Annotated in this window: 16 protein-coding genes and 1 pseudogene; 9 read left to right on the top strand and 8 right to left on the bottom strand. The window is 70.9% G+C overall.

The features are described 5' to 3' along the window. The first annotated feature begins 151 nt into the window (after nt 1-151). Entirely contained in the window at nt 152-1,066 is a 915-nt protein-coding gene (locus ACFY1S_RS25575; protein WP_387122854.1) for a helix-turn-helix transcriptional regulator, read from the top strand. A 217-nt stretch (nt 1,067-1,283) separates the two neighbouring features. Here the strand turns inward: ACFY1S_RS25575 and ACFY1S_RS25570 are convergent, their stop codons facing one another. Next, nucleotides 1,284-3,803: a S8 family serine peptidase gene (locus ACFY1S_RS25570; RefSeq protein ID WP_387122852.1), complete on the bottom strand. Its 2,520-nt coding sequence runs from the start codon at nt 3,801-3,803 to the stop codon at nt 1,284-1,286. Nucleotides 3,804-4,450: 647 nt separating this feature from the next. Here ACFY1S_RS25570 and ACFY1S_RS25565 point away from each other — a divergent pair. After that, nucleotides 4,451-4,624, top strand: coding sequence for a hypothetical protein (locus ACFY1S_RS25565; RefSeq protein WP_387122849.1), 174 nt, complete (start codon nt 4,451-4,453; stop codon nt 4,622-4,624). Nucleotides 4,625-5,267: 643 nt separating this feature from the next. Here ACFY1S_RS25565 and ACFY1S_RS25560 read toward each other — a convergent pair. The 3 genes and pseudogenes from ACFY1S_RS25560 to zwf all read right to left on the bottom strand — a co-directional run. After that, nucleotides 5,268-6,491 (bottom strand): annotated as a pseudogene (locus ACFY1S_RS25560) (RNA polymerase sigma factor); the annotation flags it as partial. After that, nucleotides 6,488-6,844 carry a YciI family protein gene (locus ACFY1S_RS25555; protein ID WP_387122846.1) on the bottom strand — a complete coding sequence of 119 codons (357 nt, stop codon included), beginning with the start codon at nt 6,842-6,844 and terminating at the stop codon, nt 6,488-6,490. The gene ACFY1S_RS25555 and the pseudogene ACFY1S_RS25560, both read right to left, overlap by 4 nt. Nucleotides 6,845-7,270: 426 nt before the next feature. After that, entirely contained in the window at nt 7,271-8,764 is a 1,494-nt protein-coding gene (gene zwf, locus ACFY1S_RS25550; protein ID WP_387122843.1) for a glucose-6-phosphate dehydrogenase, read from the bottom strand. A 514-nt stretch (nt 8,765-9,278) separates the two neighbouring features. On the opposite strand from zwf, the gene ACFY1S_RS25545 reads away from it, so the two are divergent. Next, nucleotides 9,279-9,410, top strand: coding sequence for a hypothetical protein (locus tag ACFY1S_RS25545; RefSeq protein ID WP_387122840.1), 132 nt, complete (start codon nt 9,279-9,281; stop codon nt 9,408-9,410). 15 nt (nt 9,411-9,425) lie between these two features. On the opposite strand, the gene ACFY1S_RS25540 is transcribed toward ACFY1S_RS25545, so the two are convergent. Further along, nucleotides 9,426-10,760: an MFS transporter gene (locus ACFY1S_RS25540; protein WP_387122837.1), complete on the bottom strand. Its 1,335-nt coding sequence runs from the start codon at nt 10,758-10,760 to the stop codon at nt 9,426-9,428. 110 nt (nt 10,761-10,870) lie between these two features. Further along, entirely contained in the window at nt 10,871-12,346 is a 1,476-nt protein-coding gene (locus tag ACFY1S_RS25535; protein WP_387122834.1) for a PLP-dependent aminotransferase family protein, read from the bottom strand. A 29-nt stretch (nt 12,347-12,375) separates the two neighbouring features. On the opposite strand from ACFY1S_RS25535, the gene ACFY1S_RS25530 reads away from it, so the two are divergent. From ACFY1S_RS25530 to ACFY1S_RS25510, 5 genes are all read left to right on the top strand, one after another. Continuing rightward, nucleotides 12,376-12,984, top strand: coding sequence for a LysE family translocator (locus tag ACFY1S_RS25530; protein WP_387122831.1), 609 nt, complete (start codon nt 12,376-12,378; stop codon nt 12,982-12,984). Nucleotides 12,985-12,995: 11 nt separating this feature from the next. Further along, nucleotides 12,996-13,991, top strand: a complete 996-nt coding sequence (locus ACFY1S_RS25525; RefSeq protein ID WP_387122828.1) for a B3/4 domain-containing protein — start codon at nt 12,996-12,998, stop codon at nt 13,989-13,991. Nucleotides 13,992-14,076: 85 nt separating this feature from the next. Beyond that, complete coding sequence (locus ACFY1S_RS25520; protein WP_387122825.1) at nt 14,077-14,961, top strand: hypothetical protein; 885 nt, start codon at nt 14,077-14,079, stop codon at nt 14,959-14,961. Nucleotides 14,962-15,284: 323 nt separating this feature from the next. Further along, nucleotides 15,285-15,764, top strand: coding sequence for a hypothetical protein (locus ACFY1S_RS25515; protein WP_387122822.1), 480 nt, complete (start codon nt 15,285-15,287; stop codon nt 15,762-15,764). A gap of 311 nt (nt 15,765-16,075) precedes the next feature. Next, complete coding sequence (locus tag ACFY1S_RS25510) at nt 16,076-17,140, top strand: trypsin-like serine peptidase (protein ID WP_387122819.1); 1,065 nt, start codon at nt 16,076-16,078, stop codon at nt 17,138-17,140. Between the two features lie 142 nt (nt 17,141-17,282). Here the strand turns inward: ACFY1S_RS25510 and ACFY1S_RS25505 are convergent, their stop codons facing one another. Then, nucleotides 17,283-17,792 (bottom strand): hypothetical protein, encoded by a 510-nt coding sequence (locus tag ACFY1S_RS25505; RefSeq protein ID WP_387122817.1) that lies wholly within the window; start codon nt 17,790-17,792, stop codon nt 17,283-17,285. 257 nt (nt 17,793-18,049) lie between these two features. Here ACFY1S_RS25505 and ACFY1S_RS25500 point away from each other — a divergent pair, with 257 nt between their 5' ends. Then, nucleotides 18,050-18,943 (top strand): hypothetical protein, encoded by an 894-nt coding sequence (locus ACFY1S_RS25500; RefSeq protein WP_387122815.1) that lies wholly within the window; start codon nt 18,050-18,052, stop codon nt 18,941-18,943. Between the two features lie 56 nt (nt 18,944-18,999). Here the strand turns inward: ACFY1S_RS25500 and ACFY1S_RS25495 are convergent, their stop codons facing one another. Continuing rightward, nucleotides 19,000-22,167, bottom strand: a complete 3,168-nt coding sequence (locus ACFY1S_RS25495) for a BTAD domain-containing putative transcriptional regulator (RefSeq protein ID WP_387122812.1) — start codon at nt 22,165-22,167, stop codon at nt 19,000-19,002. Nucleotides 22,168-22,262: the final 95 nt, after the last annotated feature.

Genomic DNA, 22,262 nt, shown 5'->3' with positions numbered 1-22,262 from the left:
GAGTGGCAGCGCTGCGCCCTGCCGGGAACGCATTTCATGCTGCTGCCGGCCGGGCGAGCCGAACACCTCTGGCCAGGCCCAGCCGTACCTGGGAACGACATGCCCACCCAGCCCCTGGGCGCGGCCCGCCGCGAGCGGCATCATTGGCGACATGGTGCGACGCACAGAACTGGCCGGCTTCCTGCGGAAATGCCGGGCTGACACGACGCCGGAGGCAGTGGGAGTCCTCCCCCTGCCGGGGCGACGCGTCCGCGGCCTGCGCCGGGAGGAGGTGGCTCAGCTCGCCGGGGTGAGCGTCGACTACTACACCCGACTCGAACAGGGTCGCCACAGCAGTCCGTCGGAGGCGGTCATCGACGCGTTGGGCCGTGTCTTTCAACTCGACGCGGCCGCCCGGGCTCACCTTGTCGACCTGGCCCGGCCGGCCCGGCACCGCGCCGGGCAGGTGCCGGGGCAGCGGGTCCGGCCGGCGATGCACCAGATGATCGCCTCGATGGTCGACCACCCGGCCTTCATCGTCGGGCGCCGTACCGACATCCTCGCGTCGAACCTGCTGGCCCGTGCCCTCCTCACCGACTGGACCCAACTGCCACCCCGCGAGCGCAACTACACGCGCTGGGTCCTCCTCGGCCCCGGCGCCCGCGAGGTCTACCCCGATTGGGCCACCGTGGCGGCTGACGTCGTGGGCACGCTGCGCCTCTACGCCGGTCGGAACCCCGACGACCCGCAGCTCAACGAACTGGTCGGCGAGCTGACCATCAAGAGCCCGCAGTTCCGTACGTGGTGGCACAACCACCGGGTGCACGAGCGGACCCACGGCACCAAGCACATGGTCCACCCCGCCGTGGGACCGATGACCATCCGATACGAGGCGCTGGCACTACCCGGCGACGACGACCAGACGCTGTTCATCTACACCACGGATCCTGGCAGCAGCTCACACGACAACCTGCGCCTGCTCGCGCTCTGGGCGACACAGCAGCGGTATGTCCCAACGACCGGCGCATCCAAGGCCGCTCCCGCTCAGATCGAGGACAGCCCAACCAGGTCTCCGGGCTCAGCCTGATTCCGGCGGGCGTCGATCGCCCTTCGACAATCAGTGGTCTCCACCGTGGACGATTCAGCGTGCGAATTCCTGTGGCGGGTGGCAGTGCTCTGATCGGCGCCCCTGCCCTGGACGTGCTGCGCGAGCGCGTCCACCGGGGTCGTGATTTCTGCTCGGGCAAGGGCCTGGTTAGCCAGGCTCAGGCGAACCTGAGCCTGGCTGGCCAGGCCACGTGCGGCTAGGCGTTGCCGGACCGTCCCCCCGGCAGCGTCCGCTCGGCGGTCAGCGTCATGGCGCCGCCCTTGTAGGACACCCGGAACATGTGGCCGCCCACGTTCAGGACCCGCCGTTCCGGCATGGAGTGGAAGTTGCCCTTGATCGAGGCCCCGCTCATGATCCTCAGTACCGTGCCCGGGGTGATGGGCGCGCGGACGTCCAGGGTGAGTTCGCCGTCCAGCACCAGGGCACCCGTGGCCCGCACGCTCGTGTAGTCGCGGTCGCCGGAAATGGTGATGGCGAGGCGACCCGCTCGGCTGATGGTCACGTCGCCGCCGACCTTCAGGACGTTGCCCTGCGGAACGTCGGTGAGACTGACGGACAATGCGGACGCCGCTTCCGCGGCCGACAGGCCGGGCTGCAACACGCCGCTGTTGACGCGGATGCTGCCTCCCACGAAACCGCTGCCGCCGAGCGTGCCGCCCTTGACGGCGACCGAGCTTGCGTGCGAGCCGGCGATCGAAAGCTTGCCGCCTTCCACAGTCGTGCCGCCCTCGTAGGTGGCGTGGCCCGACATGATCAGCATCCCGGAGCCCTGCTTGGTCAAAGACGCCGTGTAGAGGTTGTTGTCGATGTTGTTCTGAATGAAGGCCGCGCGCGCGTCCATCCATTCCTTACGCCACTTGGCGGCGTCCTCATAGCTGATCTTGTCGTACAGTTCCGGGTGGCCGTTGGTGATGGCCTGGACGTAAGGATCAGCCAGAATGCCCTGAAGCATGAAGGCGTTTTCGCTGAGCTTGCCGTCCGGGCTCAGTACGTTGGGGCTGAATTCACCGGCGAAGGCGATGCCCTTTTTCTTGTAGGCCGCCAGCCACTCCCGATCCTCCCGCTCCCTTTCCTTGATCGCGACCTGGCTGATGTCGTTCGACCAGACGTCCAGGGGCGCCTTGTCCATGTTGTAGGTCATGGGGCCCAGCAACTGGCCGGGGCCATACATGCCCTTGTCCAGATCGGGGATGCCCCAGCCCCAGCGCGCGTCCGGAACCCCGTCGGGAGCGGTCCAGGCGATGGATGCCCCGGAGGGGGAGGTCTGACCCGTGCCGAGGAACCGCACACCGTCGGACATCTTGTTGTTCGCCGTGGTGAACATCAGATCACGGACCTGCTTGGCGTCCATGTTCGGATAGCGGGAGAGCAGAACCCCCATCACCGCTGTCGCAACGGGCGTCGCCGGAGACGTTCCGCTCGAGTTCGAATAGTTGGTGTCGCCACCGCTGTTCGTGGTCCGAACACTGTTCGACGGAGTGGACACGGTCCACCACTTGGCGAGCCCCGCCTCGTTGTACCCGAATTGCTTCGTGTATTCGGGGTCGGCCGCGGTGGGAGGCTGCACCCCGCCGACGCATACCCACTGCGCCTCCGCCGCGGGATTGAAGAAGGGGTACGCCGGGCGGAAGTACGGGTTGCTCCAGTCGTTGTTGCCGGCCGACCTCACGTTGACGGTGCCGCTATCCTTGATAGCGTCCCAGATGGCATCCATGAAGGAGCGTCCGGGGTAGTCCGGGTTGTATTGAATACCGTCTTCCGAATAGCTCTTCTTGAAGAGGAAGTACTGGTACTCCAGGTCCTTCAGATGCTCGTTGGGGATGATGATCGCCATGGCCGTGGCGCTGGCGCTGTCCTTGCCGCGCAGTTGGTAAGCGTTGGCGAGGTTGCCATTGGCCCCAAGGTCGTTACCCAGGCCGTCGAAGCGGCTCCTGTCAAGAGTCTGGACATAAGAGCCCCAACTGCTGTTGATGACCTGGGCGCCTGCGTCAACCAGGGCCTTATTGGCCGTACGCCAGTACACGTAATCGTGGAAGGGGCCGTGGGACTGGGTATCGGAACCGCCGGTCATGGCGACATACATCGTCGAGCCAAAGGCGATGCCGTGCTGCTCTTTTCCATCGCGAATGCCAGAGGTGACGCCAAGCATGCCGGTCCCGTGACTGTAGTCAGTCGTGCGCGCCTGGTCGCCGGCCACAGTGAACCGCTGGCCCGCAGTAAACGGGTTCGACGGGGTTACTGAGTTCCGGTACCCGAAGCCGGACGTTCCGTAGAACCCCTCCGCTCTCACCGGAACGATCAGCCCGGTCTGGAATCCTTCGTGGGTAGGCCGGTAGCCCGAATCCATCATGCCCAGCGCGACGCCCTGCCCACGGTACCCAAGGGCGTAGGCGGTGGACGCGTTTACCGCGACGAGCTGCCACGGGGAGTCGATCGCTGTGCCAGGGTTGGCAGGATTGTGGCCGGTGTAGTAGCCGTACTCCGGCGTTTCCCAACTGGCTTTAGCGGCACCCAGTTCCCCCGGCGTCCTGGCGACGAAACCGGGGTCTCCCGGATACGCCGGTCCGCCGGATGTACTGCCGGGGGTTGCTGTCAGGCCGGTCTTGGGCGATGCCGAGGCGAACCCGGTCGGAAACAAGGCGATGCCTGCGCCGGCAATAAAGGTGCCTCCCACTCGACGCAGTAAATCCCGCCGACTCAAGAAACTCATACTCATCTCCGATTCCTTCCGAAGGGTCGATCTCCAGTGGGCGGGGGCGCAGTTTTGCCGCCTTTATCGGGCAGCGAATGTCGTTGGCCTTGTTCGGGATCCAAACTGCCGCGAGCCGACGCGTGGACGTCGGGACGGCGAACCGGAACTCTCCCGCACGTCGGCCTCCCCTATATGGACACCAAATTAGACTGCGGCAGATGCCCCTCGTCAAGGGGTCAACATCGGCCCGGCAGGAACAGTTAAGCGACGATCTATATCGATATGAATAACTGCGATGCATTGGGTCACGGGTTGACTCCGTGGAGGTGGCGTGCGACTTGTCCGTGATGGACTAATTGCGCAGATGGGAGGGAGCCGCCGCGCCGCGCGATCCTCCGAGACGGCGAAGACGAGCGGCGGAGTGTGCTGCGCGACGGCTGAGTCCGCCGAGGCCGAAGTCGAACCCGTCTGCGGCCGCGGGTTACGGGCAGCGACGGCGTCCCCTTGGCCTGGTGCCTGAGAAGGGGCCGCCAACGCGTTCAAACGCCAATACGGCACTCACCCGGCAGGTACCGGAGAGCCGCGTAACAGCACCGACGGTTCCCGCTCAGGGGACCGCCGGCTCGCGGGCCCGCCGAGCGGCAGTCAGGAAGACGACGGATACTCGCCTGATGACTGGACCGGATCTCGACCCCGATCAGTATCCCCCCATCGACCCGCGTGAACCGGTGCCCGACGACCCGAGCGTCCTTCTGCCTGGCGCGCCGGACGAACTGCCCGAAGCCCCGGCCGAACCGAGGCTGGACGACGGTGGCAACGCCGGCGGCGTGCGCGAGCCGGCATAGATCCGTCGCGCCTGGATCGACAGTGCCCACAACGTCGGATACCGAGAACTCCGCGGCTTCGCCAGCGGCCTGCCCTGGCGGCTGCAAGCGGTAACCGTCGCGCCCCCGGTGCGTCCCGGGCCTCTCAGTGGATGCCGGGGGTGTGGCGTTCCTCGGCGCAGAGCGCATCCAGTCGTTGCAGCGTCTCGGTCATGCTGGTGAGCCAGATGCGGCCGCCGTCCATCGACTCCCGTCGGTCGTCGGGCACGTGGGAACAGTCATAGATCTCGGTCACGACTGTCGCGTCCGGCCCATCGGGGGTCAACTCGTAGGTCCACCGGTGACCCCAACGCTTGGGCGTCGTGCTGCCAGGTGTGGTGTCCGGGTGGCCCCGGCCAGGTTCGGGCCTCCAGCCGATGCGGCGGTCCACCTCGTACTCGATGACGTGGTTGTCCATCTCGTAGTCGCCGTACGGCGGGTAGTGCATTTTCATCACGAACACGTCACCGACGGCCGAGACCACCTGGCCCGAGACGGCGCCCCGCAGCATTCCGGAGCCGTCGATGTCGTTGTGTCGCCGTGGATCCGCGAGGATCCGGAAGATGTCCGCCGCCGGCGCGGCGATCCGCCGGGACACCGACACGAGCCCGCGATCGGACACTGCGCGCTGCACCTCGGCGAGCCGTTCGGCAAGGAAGGTGCGTTCGACGCCGTTGTCGGTGAGGGTCATCGCCTCGTGGTACGCGTCGGCCGCCTCTGCCCACCTGTGGAGTTGCCGCAGGAAGTCGGCGCGGGCGGCGCTGAGGTAGCCGTAGGTGGCCAGTACCGGCGCGGCGAGCAGCGGTGTCAGCGCGTCCAGGCCGGCCTGCGGACCGTCGCGCATCCCCACCGCCACGGCTCGGTTGAGTTCGACCACGGGGGAGGGCCAGAGGTTGAGCAGGACGTCGTACAGTCCGACGATCTCCACCCAGTCGGTGTCCTGCCAGGTCGGCGCCTCGGTGTGCACGGCGGCGATCGCGGCCTCGACGGCGTACCGCGTCGGCGGCTGGCGGTGCAGCGCACCGGTCAGCAGCGCGATGCCCTCGCTGATCAGGTGGGTGTCCCAGCGCCCGCGGTCCTGCTCGGAGAGCAGTTGGAGCCGCCCGGTGGCGGACAGGCGGCTGTCGGCGCGCGCGTGGACGAGCAGCAGCAGCGCCAGCAGGGCACTGATCTCGGCGTCGTTCGGCATGAGCAGGTGCAGCATCCGGGCGAGGCCGATGGCGCTGTCCACGAGGTCCCGCCGAATGAGCTCCGCGCCGGTCGGCGCCGTGTGGCCGGTCTTGAAGATCAGATGAATGACCTCCAGGACGGCGTTGACGCGTGCGGCAAGGTGGTCGGGTGACGGCACGCGGTACGGAATACGGGCGTTGGTGATCTTCTTCTTGGCCCGGGTGATCCGCGCGGCCATGGTGGGCTCCGGCACCAGGAACGCGCGGGCCACCTCGGCCGTGGACAGGCCGCACACGAGCCGCAGCGTCAGCGCGACCTGGGCGTCACGGGACAGTGCCGGGTGACAGCACGTGAACACGAGCCGCAGGCGGTCGTCGTCGAGACCGTCCTCGGGCCCGGCTACCACCTGATCGGGTACGAGCAGCGGTAGGGCTCGGCGCATCGCCGACTCCCGCCGCAGCACATCCCGTGCCCGGTTGCGAGCGGCTGTCGTGAGCCACGCGCCGGGGCGATCGGGGACGCCGATCTGCGGCCAGGTCCGCAGCGCCTGGGCGTAGGCGTCCTGGGTGCACTCCTCCGCGAGGTCGAGATCGCGGGTCAGGCGTGCCGTCGCCGCCAACACGTGTGCCCAGTCGCGGCGGTGCGCCCGCGCGACCGCCGCGACGACCTCGGCGCTCATCCGTGCTCGACAACCGGACGGATCTCCACCCCGCTGTGCCCGGCGGAGACCTCGTAGAGCTGCGAAGCCAGCTCGATCACCTCGTCGAGGTCCGCTGCTTCGATCAGGTAGTAGCCGCCCACCGCCTCCTTGGTCTCCAGGAACGGGCCGTCGGTGATGGCCAGTCGACCGGCCGGGTCCGTGCGCAGGGTGGTCGCGATGGTCGCCGGCTCGAGTTGCCGGCCGTCGAGGATGGCCGGCCCGGCCTCGGTGGCGAAGGCGCGGTGGGCCTCGTCGCGCTTCTGCAACTCCGACCGTGGCATCGCGGCCCACTGCCGCTCGTCGCCGTGGATGAGGATCAGATACTTCGCCATGTCCCGTGTCCCGTCGTCTGGAGCCCGGTCGGACCCACCTGCCTTTCCGACGAGTCAGCCTGGTCGTCTATCGACAGCCGAGCAAACATTCTTGGTACGGGAAGATGCGCCACCGCCCCTACGGTCCAGGGGCAGGTCCGGTCCGGAGCGACCTGCGCCGCGCCAACACGGATTTCCGGCGCCTTGACCGCTCATGACGCATCGCCGGCCGCTAGTCCCGCTTCAAGGGCGGCCAGGAAGTCCAGCAACTGACGCCGGGTGGCGTAGTCGTGCGTGCGGTGGTTCAGGAATGTCGACGTGACGTGGTGCGAGCGGTCCTCGACCACCTCGATCAGTTCGGCGAGTTGAAGCCGATCACGCGACCTGGGCAACACGGCATGGCCGCGTCGTGCGTGCTGACGAGCTGTCTCGCTCGTGGTGGCAGGGTCATGCGGCGTTGCGCCACTTGCGGCCGTGCCGGCCGATGAGCCGGTCGGCGTCGGTCGGGCCCCAGGAGGCGGCCTCGTAGGTGGGGATCGGGGAGTTGTCCTTCTCCCAGTTGTCGATGATCGGGTCGACGATCCGCCAGCACTGCTGCACCTCGTCGCTGCGGATGAACAGCGATGCGTCACCGACCAGTGCGTCCAGCAGCAGACGCTCGTACGCCTCCGGGGATTCCTCGGCGAACGTCTGGTCGTAGGAGAATTCCATAGTGGCGGTGCGGACCCGGAAGGAGTGGCCCGGCACTTTGGCACCGAAGCGCAGCGAGATGCCTTCGTTCGGCTGGATCCGCAGGATCAGCGCGTCGGCGTCGAGGCCGGTGAGCTGGTCGGTCGGGATCGGCAGGTGCGGCGGCCGCTGGAACTGCAGCGCCACCTCGGTGAGCCGGGCCGGCAGGCGCTTGCCGGTGCGTACGTAGAACGGCACCCCGGCCCAGCGCCAGTTGTCCACGTTGAGCCGCATGGCGGCGTAGGTCTCGGTCCGCGACAGGGGGTCGACGCCGGCTTCCTCGCGGTAGCCGGCCATCAGGTCCTCGCGGGTGCCGCCCCGGGTGTACTGTCCCCGGACCGCCGCCTCGGCGATGTCCCGGTCGGTGGGGAGCCGGATCGCCTGCAGCAGCTTCACCTTCTCGTTGCGCAGACCCTCAGCCTCGAATGAGGCCGGTGGCTCCATCAGCGCCAGCGCGAGGACCTGGAGCACGTGGTTCTGCACGATGTCCCGCATCGCGCCAGCGTCCTCGTAGAAGCCGCCGCGGCTGCCGACGCCGAGGGTCTCGGCGACGGTGATCTGCACGTGGTCGACCCACGAGCGATCCCAGATGGGCTGGAAGATCGAGTTCGCGAAGCGCAGCGCCAACACGTTCTGGACGGTGTCCTTGCCCAGATAGTGATCGATGCGGAAGACCTGGTGCTCGTCGAACGCGCTGTGCACGACGCCGTCCAGCTCGCGGGCCGTGACCAGGTCGCGACCGTACGGCTTCTCGATGACCAGGCGGGAGAAGGAGCCTTCGCGTGGCTGGTTGAGCCCGACACCGGCCAGCCCGTTGATCACCGGTTCGAAGGCCCCGGCCGGGGTGGACAGGTAGAAGAGCCGGTTGCCCGACGTGCCCCGCTGTGCGTCCAGCTCGTCGAGGGTCTCCACGAGCCGCTTGTAGGTCTCCGGGTCGTCGTAGCCGCCGGCCACGTACCGCACGCCGCCCTGGAGCTGGCGCTTGCTGGCGAGGGTGCGTTCGCCGAGGACGCTCTCGGCGAACTGCTCGTCGGTCATCGACGTGCGCGCGACGCCGACCAGCGCGAACTGGTCCGGGAGCCGTTCGTGCCGAGCCAGGCTCTCGACTGCGGGCAGCAACTTACGCCGGGTGAGGTCACCCGAGGCACCGAAGATCACCAGCGTGGCCGGCGGGGCACTCCGCTCCTGGATGAGCTGAGATGCGTGGTCCATGGTCTGCGTTCCTCCGGGCACAAGGGGTGTGGGTCGAGGGCTGCTGTCATGCCAGGAATTGTGCGGGGGTCGGCGGTAGTGGCCGGGGCCACGCGGGCGTGGCCCGTTGGTCGCGGAGCTTGAGCCTCGCACGCCGGGCTCACGGGTAGGCGACTCGGTGACGATTCGGATGTGGTCCGCCAGCGTACGGGGTGATGATACGAATGATCATGGCCAGCTAACCGGCGAAGGTCAATGGGCTCGCCGACGGCGACGCCGGGATCGCCAGGCTGCGGCTGCGGCGTGGCGACGGTCCACTCGTCCTCGCCGCACCTGCCAGACCCGCCTGTCTTCGAGCACCATCCCGACGGGATCCAGCGCCACCGCCGCTACTGGTTCCGCCGGCCGCAGGCATTGTCGTACTCCGCTTGATGGGTTACACAGGCCACGTCCATCACCAGCCCGGCACCACGCCCAAAGTCCGTGCTCAACCCGACCTCCAAGCTGAGCGTCCGAGGCTGTGATGATGCTTGCCGTGAGTCAGACGGTGGGATGGGACCGCGTGGTCGAGGCGATGGTGGCGGCCCTGGGAGAGATGATCCGGTCCGGTGACGTCGACGTGATCCTCAGCAAGGTGGAGGATGGCTCGATCCAGTTGAGTGACTGACCGGGTGACATCGGGTCAAGGGCTCGTCGAGTCGCTCCATCCACGCCCACGGCGACCTGCTACCGCTCGGCGCCGACGTGGAGGTCCTCGCCGTGGCCGCGCCGCGGGACCGGCTCGCGCACGCCGCCGCCGGGCTGCTCTACCGCCCGGCCGTCGGGCTGACGCGCGGCGCAGCATGGCGGCACCGGCGACCGCGCCGAGGGCCTGGCAGGCGGCGACGCCGAGCAGCAGGACGGCCGCGCCAGCACCGGTGGTGGCGCCGGCGAGCGCCGCGCCGCCTGCCGCAGCGGTGGTTTTCAGGCCGGCGCCGAGGGTGAAGACCTGGGTGTGCACCGCCGGTGGCGCCTCCTGGTCACGTACTGCCAGCACGCTGCAGAACAGCGGCCCGCTCAGGACGCCGACCAGGGCGAAGAGCGGCAGCGTGGCCCAGACCGTCGGCATGGCCGGTACGAGAGCGAACGGCACCGCGGTGGCGAGCAGGCTGGCCAGGACCACCCGTTCGGGCGGCTGCGAGCGGATCGGGTAGCGGGCCCACCAGAGTGAGCCGACCAGCCCGCCGGCCGACGCCACCGCCAGGAACAGCCCGGTGTACGACGGGTGCCGGAACTGGCCGGCGAGCAGCGCCGCGGCCACCGGCAGGGCCCCGATGCCCAGGTAACCGATGCTGCTGGCCAGGGTCACGGCGCCGAGCCGGCGCCGCCGCCACAGCAGCGGCACGGCGGCCAGCGGCGTGGCCCGTCCGGCGCCGTCGGGGCGGTGGGCACGCGCCGGCCGGTCCCGGATGGGCAGCGTCGAGAGCACCAGGACGCCGGCGGCCACCAGCGCGACCAGCACCGCCGTCGCGGCGGTCGCCCCGGCGAACCCGGCGGTGACCGCCGCGATCCCCGGCCCGGCGATGCCGGCCAGGTTGTAGGACATGGCGTCGAGGCCGAACGCCTTGTCCAGCCGGTCGGGTACCAGGTCGCGCAGGAGGCTGGTCAGCCCGCCCAGCATGACCGGTGCGAGACTGCCGGCCAGCACCACGAGGGCCACCGACAGCGGCCGGGAGACGGTCGCCAGGGCCACCGCGGCGAGCAGCGCGCCGCCGTACCCGAGCAGGGCCAGGAGGTAGAAGAGTCGGCGGCGGCGGACCCCGTCGGCGATCGCGCCCACCACCGGCCCGGCGACGACGTGGGGGATCATCAGCGCCGCCACGAGCACCCCGCCGTAGGCGGCACTGCCGGTCCGCTCCATGGCCAGCAGCACCAGGGCCACGCGGGCTCCCTCGTCCGCCAGCCGCACCAGCACCGCTCCGGCGGCGTACCGCCCGAGCACCCCCCGCGCCCGCGCCCCGTCTCCACCCGTCACCATCCCACCCCCCTACCCACCCGCCTCCCCGCGCACGCCCCGCGTCGATCAAAGGGCTCGCGTCGGTGTCGACCTCCTGGGCGAACGGGCTGGAGGCGGTGCGGTAACCGGGGTCAGGGGAGGGTCTGGCGGGCGGCGCCGAGGGTGGCGAGGGCACGCTCGATCTGGTGGGGCGGATTGGCGGCGTAGCCGAGGACCAGGCCGGGTGGCTGCGGGCGCTGGGCGTGCCAGGACAGCGGCTGCACCTTGACGCCCCGGCGCAGGGCCGCCGCGGCCAGTGCCGTGTCGTCCAGGTCGCCGGGGAGGGTGACCAGCAGGTGCAGGCCGGCGGCGGCGCCGTGTACCACCGCCCCGGGCAGGTGGGCGCGGACCGCCCGGATCATCGCGTCCCGGCGGCGTACGTGCCGGTGGCGCAGCAGTCGCAGGTGGCGTTCCAGCGCACCGGAGGCCATCAGCTCGGCCAGGACGAGCTGCGGAAGGGCGGCGTTGCCGAGATCCGCCATCCGCTTGGCCGCGACCAGGTCGGCATGCAGCCGCGGCGGGACCAGCACCCAGCCGATCCGTAGCGCCGGGGCCAGCAGTTTGGAGACGCTGCCGGTGTAGCAGACCCGGTCGGGCAGCATGCCGCGCAGCGCCGGCACCGGCGGGCGGTCGTAGCGGTGTTCCGCGTCGTAGTCGTCCTCGATGACCAGGCCGCCCCGCTCGGCCCAGCGCAGCAGCGCCCGCCGCCGGTCGCCGTCGAGCACCACGCCGGTCGGGAACTGGTGCGCGGGGGTCAGCATCACCGCCGGGGCGCCGCCGGCCGCCAGCTGGTCGACCCGCAGGCCCTGGGCGTCGACCGCCACCGGCGGGGTGTCCAGCCGCCAGTTGTTCAGGTGCTGGCGTACGCCGAGCGAGCCGGGGTCCTCCACTGCCACAGTGGACACGCCGTCGGCGTGCAGCAGCTGGGCGAGCAGGCCGAGCGCCTGGGACACCCCGGCCACCACCACCACGTCGGCCGGGTCCACCCGGATGCCCCGGTTGCGGGCCAGCCAGGTGGCGACAGCGAACCGCAGCGCGGGTGTGCCGGACGGGTCGCCGTACCCGAAGTCGGCGGGCGCCAGGCGGTGCAGCACCGCGCGTTCGGCGCGCAGCCAGGCCCCGCGGGGAAAGGCCGCCAGATCGGGTACGCCGGGCGTCAGGTCCAGCTCGGCCGGGGCGGTGCGCAGCGCGTCGAAGACCGTGGTGTCCGGCCGGTCGGCGAACACCTCCGGCGGACGGCGGGGTGCGGGCGCACGGTGGACCACGGCGGCCGGCGTGGCCACCACGACGGTGCCGGCCCGGCCCCGGCCGACCACGTGCCCATCCTCGGTCAGCCGTTGGTACGCCTCCGTCACCACGCCCCGGGAGACGCCCAGCTCGACCGCGAGCACCCGGCTGGCGGGCAACCGGGCACCCACCGGCACCCGCCCGTCGGCGATCGCGGCGCGTAGCCGCCCGGCCAGCCAGGCGGCGCGGCCACCGGGCGGGGCCTCGCCGACGTCCAACTGGAGGAAGTCGGCACCGGCCGTTATGGACCCGCGTTCGTCGCCTTGTTTGGCCCTGTCCACGGGACCATTATGGCCGCAGGCTGGACCGCATGAGCATCGCCTTCCTGCTGACCGCCCTGGTCGTGACGATCACCCCGGGGACCGGAGTGATCTACACCCTCTCCACCGCACTGGCCGCCGGCCGCCGGGCCGGGCTGCTCGCCGCCGTCGGCTGCACGGTCAGCCTGCTTCCGCACCTCGCTGCCGCCGTCACCGGGCTGGCCGCCGTGCTGCGGGCCGGCACTCCAGCATTCCGGGTGGTGACCTGGCTCGGTGTGGCGTACCTGCTCTGGATGGCCTGGTCGGCGCTGCGCGACCGGGGGCCGCTGCCGGTCGACGACGGGCGTCCACCCGCGCCGGCCGCCCGGGTGATCCGTGACGGGGTGCTGCTGAACCTGCTCAACCCGAAGGTGACCGTGTTCTTCGTGGCCTTTCTGCCGCAGTTCGTCCTGCCGGACACGCCGGACGCGACGCTCGGGATGCTGCTGCACGGCACCGTCTTCGTGCTGGTCACGCTCGTGGTCTTCGCCGGCTTCGCCCTGCTCGCCAGCGCGCTGCGCCGCCGGGTGCTGGCCCGGCCCCGGGTCACCGCCCTGCTGCGGCACGGCTTCGCCGCCAGCTTCCTCGCCCTCGGCCTCGGCCTGGCCCTCACCGCCTGATCGGAGTCCTCGTGCGTTTCCACCATTCCCCCCACGTCTGGTCGACCTTCCCGGAGCTGAGCTGCGGAGTGCTGCACGCCACCGGACTCGACGGCACCGTCGAGGTGGGACACCGCCTCGACCGGTACGCCGACACGGCCCGGGCCCGCCTCGCCGGCGGCCCGGAGAGCGGCTTCCCGGAGATCCAGGCGTGGCGGCGTGCCTTCGGCCGGATGGGGTTGGCGCCGACCCGCTACCGGTGCGCCGCCGAGTCGCTGCTGCGCCGCCTCCGCCGCGACGGTGAGCTGCCTCGGCTGCACCCTCTGGTCGATCTGGGCAACGCGCTCTCCCTCGCCTACGCGGTCCCGGTGGCCGTGCTCGACCTGGCGCGGATCGGCGGCGACCTGACGGTGTGCCGGGCCACCGGCGCGGAGACGTACCTGACCCTCGGCGGGGAGACGGAGCAGCCCGAGCCGGGCGAGGTGGTCTTCGCCGACGCGGCCGGCGAAGCGCATTCCCGGCGCTGGACCCACCGGCAGAGCGGCGCGTCGGCGGTGCGCGCCGGGACCGACGAGGTGCTGGTGGTCATCGAGGCGATGCACGCGGGCGGGGCGGCCACGGTGCGGCGGATGCTCGCCGAACTGGCACGGGGCGGCGGCCGGCAGCGCCGTCGCGGACCCCCAGCGCCATCCCGCGCTGATGCCGCGCTCGCTCCATGCCTGAGGAACCGGGTATGCACCGGGAACAAGCCCGGGTTCAGGCATGCTGGACCTGTGGTGATGGACAACGGCCTGCTGGAACCGGTGCAGGCGGCCCGATCCGCTCCCCGCACCCCGCGCCAGCAGGAGTATCTTGAGCAGACCGCGGCGAGGGCGATCAGCGGCCCGCGGGCCCAGGTGGAACGTCAGCTCGCCGAGCTGCTCGACCGCACCGGGGCCGCCGAACTCGTCGCCTGCGGCAGCACCTTCGACCGGGCCGCCCTGGCCGTGTCGGATGCCGAGCTGGCCGCTCTGTTCGGGCGGCCGTGACGGATCACCAGGGAACTCCGGTGCGGCGCGCGCCGGTCACTGCCGTACGCCACGTCATTCATGGAGCCAACAGGAGGAGCGCACGATGCGGCATGCGAACTCGACCGGTACCGACGTGACCCGGGTCCTGGTGACCGGAGTCCGGGGCAAGACGGGACTACCGCTGGCGACGTCACTCGTGGCACGGCAGGGCGTCGAGGTGCGCGGCGGCAGTAGTGACCCGTCCACCGTGGACATCGCTGGCGTACACCCGGTCGCCTTCTCCTGGGACGAGCCCGCCGGGTGGGCGGCGGCGACCGATGGCATCGACGCCGTGTACGTGGTCCGGCCGGATCGCGCGGACGCACCGGAACTCGTCGGGGCGCTCGTGGCAGGGACCCCGCCCTCGACCCGGGTGGTCCTGCTGTCCGACAAGGACGGCGGCCACCCGGGCTCCGACTACCCGGCAGGCTGGGCGCCGAGCGTCGAGCGCGTGGTACGCGGGAGTGGACGGCCCTGGACGATCCTGCGGCCGGGTTGGTTCATGCAGGTCTTCACCGATCCGCGCTTCTACGCCCACCAGATCGCCGACGCGGGGGAGTTGCCGTTCCCCAGCGGCGACGCCGCCCTGGCCTGGATCGACGCCTGTGACATCGCCGCAGTCGCCGAGCGGGCGCTGGTCGAGGACGGGCACGCCGGTCGGACGTACCAGCTCTCCGGTCCGGAGAGCCTGTCGTTGCCACGTACCGCGGAGTTGCTCTCTGCCGCTGTGGGACATCCGGTGATCCACCGGGACCTGACCATAGACGAGGCCGTGGCCGGGACCGAGGGTTTCGAACGAGACCTCAACAGGTTGACGTTCGAGCGTGTGCGCGCCGGCGGTTTCGCGGAGGTGACCGATACCGTCGCCCAGGTGACCGGCACGGCGCCGAAGTCGTTGCGGGATTTCCTCTCCGCGAACGCACAGGCCCTGCGACGTACGGGCCGCTGACGCTCCGCGCCGTCACCGTCGCGGTGCCCTCCCGTCGCACGATCCGGCGGTGCGGCGGGGTGCCGAGATTTCCCTGCTGCGTGACCTCTACCGCTGGCAGGACGGAGCCGCCCCGCGCCGGGTGTGACGTTCCCGGTAATCGGAGAACCTACATGGACGCCGTGGGGTCGACGAGGACGCCGCCGGTGCCGACAGCACCGGCTGCTCGACCGCCGACGTGCTCGACAGCCGGGCAGTCGAGGTGCCCAGGGAGAGCCTTCCCGACCGGGAAGACCTCGAGCGTGGGGTGCGTGGACAGCCGACGGCCAGGCAGAATTCGGCTGGTGACGATCACCGATTACCGGGATTTGTTCGCCACCGTCCGCAAGCGGCCGAAGATGTGGCTCATCCGCGGGGATTTCGCAAGCGTCGTAGCCTTCGTCGAAGGGTGCAACCAGGCGAACGCCCGGACTCTGCTGATCGGCTTCCAACCGTGGCTGGTGACGCGAGCAGGCTGCCTCAACAACCACGTCTGGTGGAGCATCGTCGCCCACCTGACCGAACCCGTCGGCCTCACGAATGTCCGCGACACGGACCCGGACCTGGACGCCCGTACCGTCGAGACCCTGTTCGACCTGCTCGACGAGTTCCTGGAGTTGCGCGACGAGGATGACGGCCTGAACCGCATCTTCGCTGCGCACGAGCAGTGGCGTCGCCTCCGCGATCAGGACGGATGCGGCGCCACCGAAGGACACGCCTGCCCCACCGTCGCATGGCCCAGAGCCGCCAGCCGGGTCGGGGCCCACACCGACGACATCCATTGAGGTTCGTCGGCTGCCCGTCGTCTCCCAGCCGCGTCGGAGACGGAACGGCGGGCGTTATGACATAGATGAGATTGGATGCATCGCGCCGTCTCGGGTATGAATGCCGAAGGCACGTCTCGGTGCTGATTCCTGAGAAGGAGCGACAGATGCATCATGCCCTGCGCCGCCTACGAACCGGAGCGGTCGCCCTCGCTGCCTGCACACTTGGGCTGAGCCTGCTGTCGGTACCCGCCGCCGAGGCGTACCCGGTTGCCCCTGTGGCGCCACAGTCCGAGCGGGCACCGGAATCGAACCAGTTTTCGGCAGAGGGCGTGACCACCGTCGGTGAACTCCGTACCGTCGTCAGCTCTCTTTCCTACGCCCCCGACGGCGGGACGCAGATCATTCAGCACCCCGGTGCCACGTACGTCAAGGTGCACTTCAGCTCCCTGCGACTGGCCGAGGGCGACTACGTCACCGTGTCGAGCCGCGACGGCAAGGAGAGCTACAGGTACGACCGCCACCTGAACCGGGGGACCGGATCGGACTACACCACCGACGGACAGCCGGGGTTCTGGGCGATGTCGGTGGAGGGTGACACGGCGGTGGTGACACTGCACAGCAGCCGCCCCTCACGTGGCAGCGCCGCGACCATCGACAGGTTCTGGCGCGGATACGACCGCACCGAGATCGCCGCGCACAACTTCTCCACCCAGTCCGTGTGCAGCACCGACGCCCGCAGGGACGTGGTCTGCTACCAGAGCAGCCACCCCATCGAGTACGCCCGTGGCAGGGCCGTGGCGCGGCTGCTGATCAGCGGCGGCGGAATGTGCACCACCTGGCGGGTCGGCAACACCAACCGGATGCTGACGAACAAGCACTGCTTCTCGACGCAGTCCGCGGTGAGCGGCAGCGAGATGCAGTTCAACTACCAGTGCTCCACCTGCGGCGGCGCGAATCCCGGCGCCGGCACCAAGGTCAGCGGTGCCACCCTCTACAAGGTGAGCAGCGGCGGTTCCGGCGAGCTGGACTACGCCCTGTTCTCGGTCAACAACTTCGCCGCCATCCAGGGGTTCGGCACGCTCTACCTGGCAACGACCGCCACCAGCAACGGCACCCGGATCTACATCCCCGGGCACGGCGACGGCAGCCCGAAGCGGCTGTCGATCTACGAGGACTCCCAGAACGGCGCGACCTGCGCCGTCCGAAGCGCGAACTACAACACCTGGAACATCAGCTACAGCTGTGACACCTCCGGTGGCAACTCCGGTTCACCGGTGCTGAACGCCAGCCACCGCGTGATCGCCCTGCACCACCTGGGCGGTTGTCCGTCGAACCAGGGCGCGAAAGCGCACCTGATCTACAACGAGATCGCCAGCCTGATCGACAACGGCTGAGAGGGTAGTGGGCCGCCGATGCGCGCTGTGCGCCTCGGCGGCCCACCTGCATCCTCGACCTCGACCTCGGCGTCGCCGGACGACGCCGTACGGCGGGGCGATCAAAGGCGTTCTTCAGTTGGCCGTTTCTGCCCCGTGGTGACTAGGGCAACCACCACGGTGCGAAGTACGGCGCCGACGCTCCCTCGTTCGAGAAGGACCATCCGCCCGCCGGAGCGCTCTGCAGCCTCACGACGACGTTCGCCACGTACGCCGAGCTGACCGGCCGGAAATCGACGTCGCTGTACCAGGTCCTCCCGTTCGGGGCGCAGAAGTCCGACGCGTTGTCGGTGTAGGTCACCACCACGTTGTTCTGGTAGGTGACGACCATCTGGACTCGGACACACTCGCCGGACGCGTTGTTGATGTAGATGCGGCCGAGCAGCCGAGGCTCCCAGGTGCCGTCGACCAGATCCCACTCCAGCCGCCCGTCAGCCTTGGGATCTCCGGAGATGTTGCCCAGGTCGCCGTCGCCGAAGTCGAAGTGTGGCTGGGTGATGGAGAACCTGTCGGTCCGTTGCACCGCAGCCTGCGCCGGGCTCGCCCCGATCAGCCCGAGTGCGCACACCACGGGCAACACCAGGAGCCGGGTGGCGGTTCTGCTGAATCGCATGTCGTTCCTCCTCGATCGCGCCGCGGCCTCTGCGCGGCGTTCGTCATCGAGTCTCGGCAGGGGCGTCAGGGTCACGTCACGATCCGCTCCGGGTGGCCGCTCGGGGCGGGCTCACCATGACGCCACCGTGAGGTCCGACCGGACCATCGGTGATGCCCGGCCCGAGTGGGCCGGCGAGACCGACCTCGCCCGACCCGCCGGGCGGGCGAGATCGACCAGAGCCCGACCCGGACGGGGTCGGCGAGCGAAGGAGCGACATGCGCACGATGGACATCGCACGACGGACTGTGGCAGGAGCGGTCGCTGTCGTGCTGGGCACGGCGGCTGGGGCAGCCGCGCCGGACCGGCCCGCCCACGCGGGAGGCCTCGCACCGGTACGGGTCGAGGAGGCCAGCGAGAGCGACGGGAGCGGGACCAAGGTCGTCACCGCGACCTGCCCGGGAGCGCGATCCGTCTTCGCGGCGGGCGCCCGGATCGTGAACGGGAACGGCGGGGTCGTGCTGACCGCGATGGAGCCCGATGCGGAACTGACCACGGTGACCGTCACCGCGAAAGCCCGCACGGGGTACGCGAGCGCGTGGTCGGTGGTGGCCTACGCCACGTGCGACTGGTCGACGAGCCCACCGGTGCGGGCGAGGACCACTGTGGAATCGGAGTCAACGGCGGAGGTGAGCTGCCCGGGTAGCACACGGTTGTTCGGCACCGGCTTCCGCTTCGAAGGACCTGTGGACCAGACGTACGTCGACGAGGTTGGCTTCGGCCCCGGACTGCGGACGGTGCGGGTGCATGCGGGCGGCACCGAGCCGGAAAGTCTCACCGCCGTCGGAATCTGCAAGGAGCCCACACAACCGACCGGGCCGCCCGGCGAACGCGTCGAGGCCGCCAGCGGGTACGACGGCACGTGGCCCAAGACTGTCGTCACCGCGGAGGCCGGTCCGGACGTCCACGTGTACGGCGTCGGCGCCCGCGTGACGGGTGCGGGACCGTTCTTCCTCAGCGCGCTCGTCCCCAGCCCGAACCTCCGTCAGGCGGGCGCCGAGGCCGTTCGGGCCAGCCAGTTGCCGGGGTCGCCGGCCGCCCGGACCGATGGCGAAGGCGACGGTGAAGGCTCGCTCGCGGTAGCCGCTCTGGAGTCGGCCGTCTTCCACTGACCGGTCGCCGTGAGCGGGCCGGCGACCCCGGCCGGGCGCCGGCATCCCGTAGCCGGTCAACGCCCGCGATCGGACGCCGGGTCCCGCCGGCCGTTGCGAGCGGCCGGCGGGACCTGGCGAGCGGTGGCCTGTGGTCGTCGGCCCGGCCGGGCCGACGCGAGGATGATCTCGTCCGGCGGATGCACTCCGATGGCCCGCATCGCCTCGCGGTACCGGGCGAGTGCCCGGCGTGCTTCGCCGTGCTGGCCGCCGGCGACCAGCGCGCGCACCAGCGCCCGGTGCGCCGGCTGGTCGTACGGATCCCGTTCGAGGAGCCGCAGCAGGTACGGCACCGCCGCCGCCGGGTCCGCCGTGGCGTGGCTGACCTGGGCCAGCATGCGCAGGAGGCCGAGGTACGCGGCCCGCGCCTCCTCGCGCAGCGGGCCGGACCAGTCGGCGTACGGCTCATCCTCGAACGCGTCGGCGCGGTACTGCCGGTCGGCGGACAGCAGCACCGTGCGCGCCTCCACCAGCGCCCCTCGTTCCAGCAGGCGTCGCGCGTGCGCGACGTGCGCGAGGAACTCCTCGACGTCCACCCGCAACCGGCTGACGTCGAGCGCGATGCACGCCTGATCGGCGATGAGGAAGTGGTCGGGCGCGAACGTCTTCGTCGGGTCGAACACCCCGCGGACGATCGAGAGCAGGACCGACAGCCGGTGGCCGGTGCGATCCGGGTCGTCGTCCGGCCAGAGGAGTTCGCACAGCTCGCCTCGTGGCACCGGCCGGCCACGCCGAGCGACGAGGATACGCACCAGGTCACGCGCCTTGCGGGACTGCCACCGCGAGGCCGGCACCGGTTGGCCGTCGAGATGCACCTCGAACCGGCCGAGGGCCCGGACCACGACCCGCTGGTAGACCGGCACCGCACCCGGCGCCCACCCGCCGAAGCCGCTCGCCGTCCGGTCCACCAGGGCGCCGGCGAGGGCGATCTGCTCGCCCGCGAGCAGGCCGGCCAGCCGATCGTCGATGTCGGCCCCGGGCAACCGCCCGAGCAGGACGAGCAGCCGGGCCGCCTCGACCGCCGCACCGGCCCGGGTCCAGATGGCGTGCCCCTCGCGCAGCGCCTCGCGGGCGCGCCCGAGGTCCGGCTCGGCCGCAGCCCTCAGCTCGAGCGCGTCGGCCAACCCGGCCAGGTCGCCCTGAACGCGTGCGATGCGGGCCGCCTCGCCGGCGAGCACGGTGGCCCGGTCGGGCTCGGCCATCCGGAGCGCGACCCAGCCCTGGGCCAGCAGTGCCGGTACGACGATCTCCTCCCCGACGTCCCGAGCGGCCCGGTCGGCGTGCCGAGCGGCGGCCGGCACATCGTCGTCCAGTCGCACAAGCGCCAGCCCCGCGAGCGCGGACACGAGGACGTGCACGTTGCCGGTCTCCTCGGTGACCCGGATCGTCTCCTCGTAGGCGGCGCGCGCCTGCTCACGCCAGCCTCGCCGCCGATACAGCTCACCCAGCCCGAGCAGCGCGTGGATGAACCGGCGGGAGCCCTTCTGCTGGTAGAAGCCCAGCGCCGCCTCATACCGCCGCACCGCCTCGTCGTAACGGCCGAGCATCGCCAGCGCTTCCGCCTCGTTGCTGGTCGCGATGGCGCGCAGGCTCGGGGCGTCGGCAAGCGCGGCGTAGCGGGCCGACCGCTCGGCCGTCGTCAGCGCCTCGGTGAACCGGCCGGTACGCAGGAACTGGTGGGTGCGGTTGGTGTGGATCCGGGTGAGCAGCAGGACGTCGCCGATGCGTTCCGCGATCGGCAACGCCAGGGCGAAGTGCTCCTGGCTGCCCGCGATGTCGCCGGCCACACTGAGGCACAGGGCGACGCTGAGGTGGGTCGAGGCCAGCACGTCGTCCTGCCCGGCGCTGGTCGCGGCGGCCAGCGCCCTCCGCGCGTATGCGGTGGCGGTCCCGGTGTCGCCGGTCAGCAGGTGCGTGTGTGCCGTCCACGCGAGCAGCAGCGCCTGATCGGCGTGCGGGGCGGACCGGGCGAGCGGCCGGTCGAGGATCGCCAGGGCCGCCCGGGCGTCACCCCGCTGGTAGTGGATCCGACCCAGCCGCCAGGCCACGCCGGCGTCCCAGGTCTCCTCGGCGGCGGTGTCGTACTCGTGGGTGGCCGCGCCGAGGTCGCCGAGGGTGCGCAACGCGTCGCCGAGCAGCAGGCGCAGCCGCCGGCTGCGATGCCGTTCCGGCAGCATGCGGACCAGCTCGGTCACCGCGACGGAACGACCCGCCGCGATCATCCGATCGCCGTACGCTTCGAGCACCCGGGCGCCCGCGGCATGGTCGCCGGCCCGCAGGTACTCCCGGGCCGCGGCGACCGGCGGCCCGTGCGCGTCGTACCAGTCTGCGGCGGCGGCGGCCGTGTCGCGGATCTGCTCGGTGCTCGGTGTTCGGCGCCCGTGCCGGGCGGTCTCGACGACGATCGGCACGAGAAGCTCCTCGGGCGGCGGTGAGCCAGGCCCGGCCGCGGCTCGGGCCGGCCGGGTCAGCAGGCCGGTGCGGCGTAGCCGGTCGATGATGCGCGGGGCGCCGCGATGCCCGAGGGCTCGGCACAGCCCCACGCTCACCGGCGTCAGCGCGCCTACCTGACGCAGCAGCCGGTGCGCTTCCGCCGGTAGCGCGGCCAGGACCTCGTCGGCGACGTAGCGCGCGATCGGCCCGCCTGGCTCACTGAGGATCGGGGCGAGCGGCCCGGACGGCACCCCACCCAGCCGCAGAGTCTCGGCCGACAGGTGGACGAGCGCCGGCCAGCCGCCGGTCGCCGCGTACACCCGGTCGGCGAGGTCCGGTGTGGAGAGGCCGTACTCCTCGGCGATCAGGTCGGCGACCCGTTCCGGGGAGAGCGCCAGGTCGGCCGGGCCCAGCTCGGTCCAGAGGCCGCTGCCGAGCAGGCGGGTGGCCGGTGCCGGCAGGGGCCACCGCGAGGCGAGGACGACGGAGACGTCGTCCTCCCGCCGCATGACCTCCTTGAGCAGGAGGTGCAACTGCTCCGCCGAGGTCTGCGGCAGGTCGTCGACCACGACCAGGCGGTCGCCGGCCGCGACGGCGTCGGCGACGAGCTGGCGTACGGGTGCGTCGTCCCCCCGGCACCAGTGGGCTTCCGCGCGGGGAAACCAACGGTGCAGCGCGGTGGTCTTGCCATAACCGGCGGCGGCCACGACGCAGTGGATTCCCCGCTGGTGGCCTGCCCGCAACGGATTCACCGCGTCCTCCCGGCCGTGCCGTGTGAATTCCGGACGACTGGCGTGCCTTCGTCTGTGGACAAGGGTTCACCGGCGACGTCGGGCCAGGCAAGACC

The organism is Micromonospora sp. NPDC000663 (genome assembly GCF_042898105.1).
Classification (GTDB): Bacteria; Actinomycetota; Actinomycetes; order Mycobacteriales; family Micromonosporaceae; genus Micromonospora.
The sequence above is the reverse complement of the archived record's forward strand: the minus strand, read 5'-3'. Positions and strand labels throughout refer to the sequence as shown.

Bases quoted from the DNA above. Each gene is read 5' to 3' on its own strand.
- ACFY1S_RS25575 (WP_387122854.1), top strand. From the start codon at position 152: ATGGTGCGACGCACAGAACTGGCCGGCTTCCTGCGGAAATGCCGGGCT.
- ACFY1S_RS25570 (WP_387122852.1), bottom strand. From the start codon at position 3,803: ATGAGTATGAGTTTCTTGAGTCGGCGGGATTTACTGCGTCGAGTGGGA.
- ACFY1S_RS25565 (WP_387122849.1), top strand. From the start codon at position 4,451: ATGACTGGACCGGATCTCGACCCCGATCAGTATCCCCCCATCGACCCG.
- ACFY1S_RS25555 (WP_387122846.1), bottom strand. From the start codon at position 6,844: ATGGCGAAGTATCTGATCCTCATCCACGGCGACGAGCGGCAGTGGGCC.
- zwf (WP_387122843.1), bottom strand. From the start codon at position 8,764: ATGGACCACGCATCTCAGCTCATCCAGGAGCGGAGTGCCCCGCCGGCC.
- ACFY1S_RS25540 (WP_387122837.1), bottom strand. From the start codon at position 10,760: ATGGTGACGGGTGGAGACGGGGCGCGGGCGCGGGGGGTGCTCGGGCGG.
- ACFY1S_RS25530 (WP_387122831.1), top strand. From the start codon at position 12,376: ATGAGCATCGCCTTCCTGCTGACCGCCCTGGTCGTGACGATCACCCCG.
- ACFY1S_RS25520 (WP_387122825.1), top strand. From the start codon at position 14,077: ATGCGGCATGCGAACTCGACCGGTACCGACGTGACCCGGGTCCTGGTG.
- ACFY1S_RS25505 (WP_387122817.1), bottom strand. From the start codon at position 17,792: ATGCGATTCAGCAGAACCGCCACCCGGCTCCTGGTGTTGCCCGTGGTG.
- ACFY1S_RS25500 (WP_387122815.1), top strand. From the start codon at position 18,050: ATGCGCACGATGGACATCGCACGACGGACTGTGGCAGGAGCGGTCGCT.